At 62.4% G+C, this 5,259-nt stretch carries 7 protein-coding genes; 3 read left to right on the forward strand and 4 right to left on the reverse strand.

Annotation, left to right across the window (positions count from 1 at the left end):
* A partial coding sequence (locus L9Z73_RS24575) for a TIGR02444 family protein (RefSeq protein WP_247406622.1) occupies positions 1 to 173 on the reverse strand: 173 nt, incomplete at its 3' end.
* Positions 174 to 223: 50 nt separating this feature from the next.
* On the opposite strand from L9Z73_RS24575, the gene L9Z73_RS24580 reads away from it, so the two are divergent.
* The 3 genes from L9Z73_RS24580 to L9Z73_RS24590 all read left to right on the forward strand — a co-directional run bounded on the left by L9Z73_RS24580 (position 224) and on the right by L9Z73_RS24590 (position 3,427).
* The gene (locus L9Z73_RS24580; protein WP_247406608.1) at positions 224 to 2,134 is read left to right on the forward strand and encodes an ATP-binding cassette domain-containing protein; all 1,911 of its coding nucleotides are present in this window, start codon (positions 224 to 226) and stop codon (positions 2,132 to 2,134) included.
* Entirely contained in the window at positions 2,134 to 2,706 is a 573-nt protein-coding gene (locus tag L9Z73_RS24585; RefSeq protein ID WP_247406611.1) for a mechanosensitive ion channel family protein, read from the forward strand. Before L9Z73_RS24580 ends, L9Z73_RS24585 begins: the two co-directional genes overlap by 1 nt.
* Positions 2,707 to 2,794: 88 nt before the next feature.
* Positions 2,795 to 3,427 (forward strand): LysE family transporter, encoded by a 633-nt coding sequence (locus L9Z73_RS24590; protein ID WP_247406615.1) that lies wholly within the window; start codon positions 2,795 to 2,797, stop codon positions 3,425 to 3,427.
* A 138-nt stretch (positions 3,428 to 3,565) separates the two neighbouring features.
* Here the strand turns inward: L9Z73_RS24590 and L9Z73_RS24595 are convergent, their stop codons facing one another.
* From L9Z73_RS24595 to L9Z73_RS24605, 3 genes are all read right to left on the reverse strand, one after another.
* Positions 3,566 to 4,306 (reverse strand): penicillin-binding protein activator LpoB, encoded by a 741-nt coding sequence (locus L9Z73_RS24595; RefSeq protein WP_247406616.1) that lies wholly within the window; start codon positions 4,304 to 4,306, stop codon positions 3,566 to 3,568.
* Positions 4,307 to 4,309: 3 nt separating this feature from the next.
* A complete protein-coding gene (gene lpoB, locus L9Z73_RS24600) occupies positions 4,310 to 4,897 on the reverse strand; it encodes a penicillin-binding protein activator LpoB (protein WP_247406618.1) in 588 nt (195 codons plus the stop codon).
* A 35-nt stretch (positions 4,898 to 4,932) separates the two neighbouring features.
* Positions 4,933 to 5,259 (reverse strand): YcfL family protein (locus tag L9Z73_RS24605; RefSeq protein ID WP_247406620.1); only part of this gene is annotated, 327 nt, incomplete at its 5' end.

Here is a 5,259-nt window from a genome sequence, read left to right on the forward strand (position 1 = left end):
GTTCCTGCACCACGGCCAGCAGGCTTTCCGATAACTGCTTCTTGACCTGCGCCGAACGCCCCGCAGAGCAACAGGCACACATCCGCGCCTTGTTCCTGCAAACGCAGGCACGCGGCCTCGACGCCCGGGCGGGCGTAAGTCGAGAGGGCAAAGCTCCACAGGTCAGCGCACATATTCACACCCAAGCCAGCGGCCAACGAAGCTGGTAGACTCCGCCGCCATTATGATCCGACTTCAAAGCCTAACATTACAGCGTGGCCCGCAACGTCTTCTTGAAGACGCCGAGCTGACCCTGCACGCCGGTCACAAAGCCGGCCTGATCGGTGCCAATGGCGCCGGCAAATCCACGTTGTTTGCCCTGTTGCTGGGTGAGCTGACCCCGGACTCCGGGGACTGCTTGCTGCCGGCCGACTGGCGCATCGCCCATATGCGCCAGGAGATCGATACCCTGGACCGCATCGCGATCGACTACGTGCTCGATGGCGACCTGCGTCTGCGCCAGGTACAACACGACCTGGCCGAGGCCGAGAAAGCCCAAGACGGCGCCGCTCAGGCTCGCCTGCACGCGGAACTGGACAGCGCCGACGGCTACACCGCCGACGCTCGTGCCCGCAAGATGCTCGCCGGCCTTGGCTTTACCAACGAACAGATGGACCGCCCGGTCGCCGACTTTTCCGGCGGCTGGCGCATGCGCCTGAACCTGGCCCAGGCACTGATGTGCCCCTCGGACTTGCTGCTGCTCGACGAACCGACCAACCACTTGGACCTCGATGCGATCCTGTGGCTGGAGGATTTCCTCAAGAACTATCAAGGCACCCTGCTGCTGATTTCCCACGACCGGGATTTCCTCGACGCCGTGGTCGACAACATCGCCCACGTCGAACAGAAGAAAATCACCCTCTACCGTGGCGGCTACAGTGCGTTCGAGCGCGCCCGCGCCGAACGCCTGGCCCAGCAACAGCAGGCGTTCGAGAAGCAGCAGGCGCAGCGCGCGCACATGGAAAGCTACATCGCCCGGTTCAAGGCCCAGGCCACCAAGGCCCGTCAGGCCCAGAGCCGGATCAAGGCGCTGGAGCGCATGGAAGAACTGTCGGCGGCCCACGTCGATTCGCCCTTCGATTTCGTGTTCCGCGAGTCGGTGAAAATCTCCAGCCCGTTGCTCGATCTGTCCGATGCACGCCTGGGCTATGGCGATAAAACCATCCTCGAGAAGGTCAAACTGCAACTCACGCCGGGCGCGCGTATTGGCCTGCTCGGACCGAACGGCGCGGGCAAGTCGACGCTGATCAAGAACCTGTCGGGCGAACTGCAACCCCTGGCCGGCCGCCTGACCCGTGGCGAGAACCTGGTGGTGGGCTACTTCGCCCAGCATCAGTTGGACTCCCTGGACGCCAAGGCCAGCCCGTTGCTGCACTTGCAGCGCCTGGCGCCGACCGAGCGCGAGCAGACTCTGCGCGACTTCCTCGGCGGCTTCGACTTCCGCGGTGCGCGCATCGATGAGCCGGTGCTGAACTTCTCCGGCGGCGAAAAAGCCCGCCTGGCCCTGGCGCTGATCGCCTGGGGCCGGCCGAACCTGTTGCTGCTCGACGAACCGACCAACCACCTCGACCTGGAAATGCGCCTGGCGCTGACCATGGCGTTGCAGGAATTCAGTGGTGCGGTACTGGTGGTGTCTCACGATCGCCACTTGCTCAAGAGCACCACCGACAACTTCCTGCTGGTGGCCGATGGCAAAGTCGAAGAGTTCGACGGCGACCTCGAAGACTATGCACGCTGGCTGACGGATTACCGCCTGCGCAACGCGCCGACCAGCAACACGCCGGTCAACCCGGACAAAACCGACAAGAAGGCCCAGCGCCAGGCCGCTGCCGCCCTGCGCCAGCAGTTGGCGCCGCACAAGCGCGACGCTGACAAGCTGGAAGCCGAGTTGGGCAAGGTCCACGAACGTCTGGCCAAGATCGAGACCAGCCTGGGCGACAGTGCCGTGTACGAAGCCGCACGCAAGGATGAACTGCGCGATCTGCTGGCCGAGCAGGCCAAGCTCAAGGTCCGTGAAGGTCAGTTGGAGGAAAGCTGGATGGAAGCCCTCGAACTGCTCGAAAGCCTGCAAGCGGAGCTGGAGGCGCTGTCCTGATGGAAGCGCTGCAACTGCCGCTGCCGGCGCAATGGGTCGAGCCTGTGTGGATCAGCGTGCAAGTCCTGCTGATCCTGCTGGCTGGCTACCTTACCCAGCGGTTTGTCGCCAAGGGCCTGACCCGACTGGGTGAGCGCTACCCCTTCCCGCCGCAATTGTTGATGCCGCTGCGCGGCGGCTTGCGCTGGCTTATCATGGGCAGTGCGCTGATCTTCGTGCTGGGCCGCCTGGGCGTGTCCGCCACAGTGTTGTGGACCGCGCTGTCGGGGTTCGTCGCGGTGGCGGCGGTGGCGTTCTTCGCCATGTGGTCGGTGTTGTCCAACCTGTTGTGCGCGATCCTGATCTTCACCGTCGGGCCGTTCCGCCTGGGTGACATCGTCGAGTTGGTGGACACCGTCGACAAACCGGGTGTGAAGGGCCGCGTCGTGGCGATCAATCTGCTTTACACCACGCTGATCGAAGTGGAAGAGGCGGGGACCGGCGGCGTGACGGTGCAGGTGCCCAATAGCCTGTTCTTCCAACGCTCGGTGCGACGCTGGCGCGACAGTGCGGTGATGCCGGGCGAGCGCTAGCGTTCACATCTTGTAAAAATCTATAGCCAGCATTCGGTCGGCAGAGTTAGCTTAAGGCACAACCGCAAACTCGCTGCTGAGGTGTGCAATGGCACTCGACACATGGCTGGCCTTTTTCCTCGCCAGTTGGATCATCTCCCTTTCCCCTGGCGCAGGCGCCATCGCCTCGATGTCCAGCGGCCTGCAATACGGTTTCCTGCGCGGTTACTGGAACGCCATCGGCCTGCAAATCGGCCTGGCGATGCAGATTGCCGTGGTGGCGGGCGGGCTGGGGGCCATTCTGGCGGCGTCGTCCACCGCGTTCTATGCGATCAAATGGTTTGGCGTGGCATACCTGGTGTACCTGGCCGTCAAGCAATGGCGTGCCTTGCCCATGGACATGACCGACGACGCGGCAGTACGGCCGATTGGCAAGCCGATGGCGATGATGTTCCGGGGGTTTCTGGTCAACGCCAGCAACCCCAAGGCGCTGGTGTTCATGCTCGCGGTGTTGCCGCAGTTCGTGAACCCGCAGGCACCGCTGCTGACCCAGTATCTGATCCTCGGCGCGACGATGATCAGCGTCGATATGATCGTGATGGCGGGCTATACCGGCTTGGCGTCGAAGGTCTTGCGCCTGTTGCGCACGCCCAAGCAGCAAAAACGCATGAACCGCACGTTTGCCGGGTTGTTCGTGGGGGCGGCGGGGTTTCTGGCCAGTTTGCATCGCGCAACGGCGTAACTGACAAAACCGCAGCAAAAATGTGGGAGCTGGCTCGCCTGCGATAGCATCACCTTGGTGTAACTGATACACCAAGGTGTCTGCATCGCAGGCAAGCCAGCTCCCACATTTGATTGGTGTTGCTTGCGAAACTGCGGCTCAGCGCAGAATCTTCGGTGCTTCATCCCTTGGCAGGTTATTGCGCAACACTGGCTGGCCTGGGTCTTGATACCCACCGCCCAACTGTTCCGCCAACTGCCTGGCCACGTCCTCACCCAAGGCTTTCGAAACTTCCTTCACCACACGCGGCCGGTTCAGGCTGACGCGCACGTCGCGGCTGTTCACCAGTTTGGTGTCCTGACCTTCACCCATCGCGGTAAACGCTGAGGTGATTTCGAAGGTGCGCGTGTTGATCAGGCTGAAATCCGCCACCAGCGTCAGGCCCAGCACCGCCGAGTAGCTGTTGGTGCGGTCCAGCGCGTTGATGTCCTGGGTGAAATCGATGTCCGATAGGGTGCCGAACAGCACGTAGTCCGCGCCCTTGAAGTTGCCGGCCTTGATGCGCTTGATCACGTCATACACGTCACCCTTGGCATCGGCGGTGTAGGGCGTGCCTTGCACCAACTGGAACTGGCGCGACTTGAGGATCTCGCCCTTGATGTCGCCGCTGAATTTACGCAGCTCTGCCTGTTCGATGTAGCGGGTGCGGCTTTCATACTCGCTGTAGTTCGCCGCGCCGCTGGCGTTGTAAGCGCTGGCCTGGAAGTTGTTGCTGGCCGAGACCTGATGGATGTACTCCTCGACCTGCGCCTCGTAGGCCAGGTCGGTCACCGCGATCTTCGGTGCGGCCGAGGCGCCAAAGGCGCACAGCAGGCCGATCATGCCGATCCATGCACGCATTGCTTAGCGCTCCGTGGTCTTGCGGATTTCTTTTTCGTCCATCCATTCGGCCAGGCCGCTTTCGACGTCGATCAGTTGCAGGCTGAACTTGTAGAACACGTCCTTGTAGTCCGAGCTGCGCTTGACGATGGAACTGATCGAGCCTTCCAGGCGGTACTTGGCGGCGACCATGTTGCCGGTCTTGCTCACGCTGGATTTTTTGTACAGGCCGCTCTGGTTCTGCAGCTTGAGCTGGTCGACCTGGCTTTGCATGTCGGTGTTGTCGCTGGCGAAGCGCGCGGTGCCGGTCTTCATCAACTGGGTCTTGATCGACGTGGTGATCTCGCGGGTGTCGATGTACTCGCTGGTCTTGTTCTTCACGTCATACACCTGCACCACCGGGCGGCCCTGGAGGATGCCGGACTGGGCGAGGGAGCGGGTCATGCTTTCGGCGATCATCTGCAGGTCGGTGGAGCCGAATTCGTTGGTCACCAGCTCCACGGCCTTGGTGTCGCCGTAGCTGATGTTCTTGCCGCCGAGCACCGGCGAGGTGTTGGCGCAGCCGCTGACCAATACGGCGATCACGGCGAGGAGCGAGAAGCGTGCAAACATGGGAAATCTCTCTAAAACCTGAAAAGGGGAGCGACTCAAGGGGTCTTCACTTCGAGACGGAAGTCCGCCGCCTGAGGCAAGTTGGCAATGGCTGGCAGGAACGTGGCCTGGTTGGCGTACAGGTTCAGTACCTTCCAGGTTTCTTCATCGCCCACCGGGAAGCCGTCGGCGCCCAGCCAGGCGAAGCGGTAATACATCATCCGGTTGCTGCTGGTGATGTTGCTCAACTGCACCTTGGCGGTGAGAAAACCATTCTCGCGCGCCACCCGAATGGCCCCGACGGCGATGCCCTTGAACTTGCCCATCACCACGATTTTGCTGGCGGCGCTGCCGGGTGCCGGTGGCGGCGGGGTGGCGCAGCC

This window comes from Pseudomonas emilianonis (assembly GCF_023072625.1).
Lineage (GTDB): Bacteria > Pseudomonadota > Gammaproteobacteria > Pseudomonadales > Pseudomonadaceae > Aquipseudomonas > Aquipseudomonas paraveronii.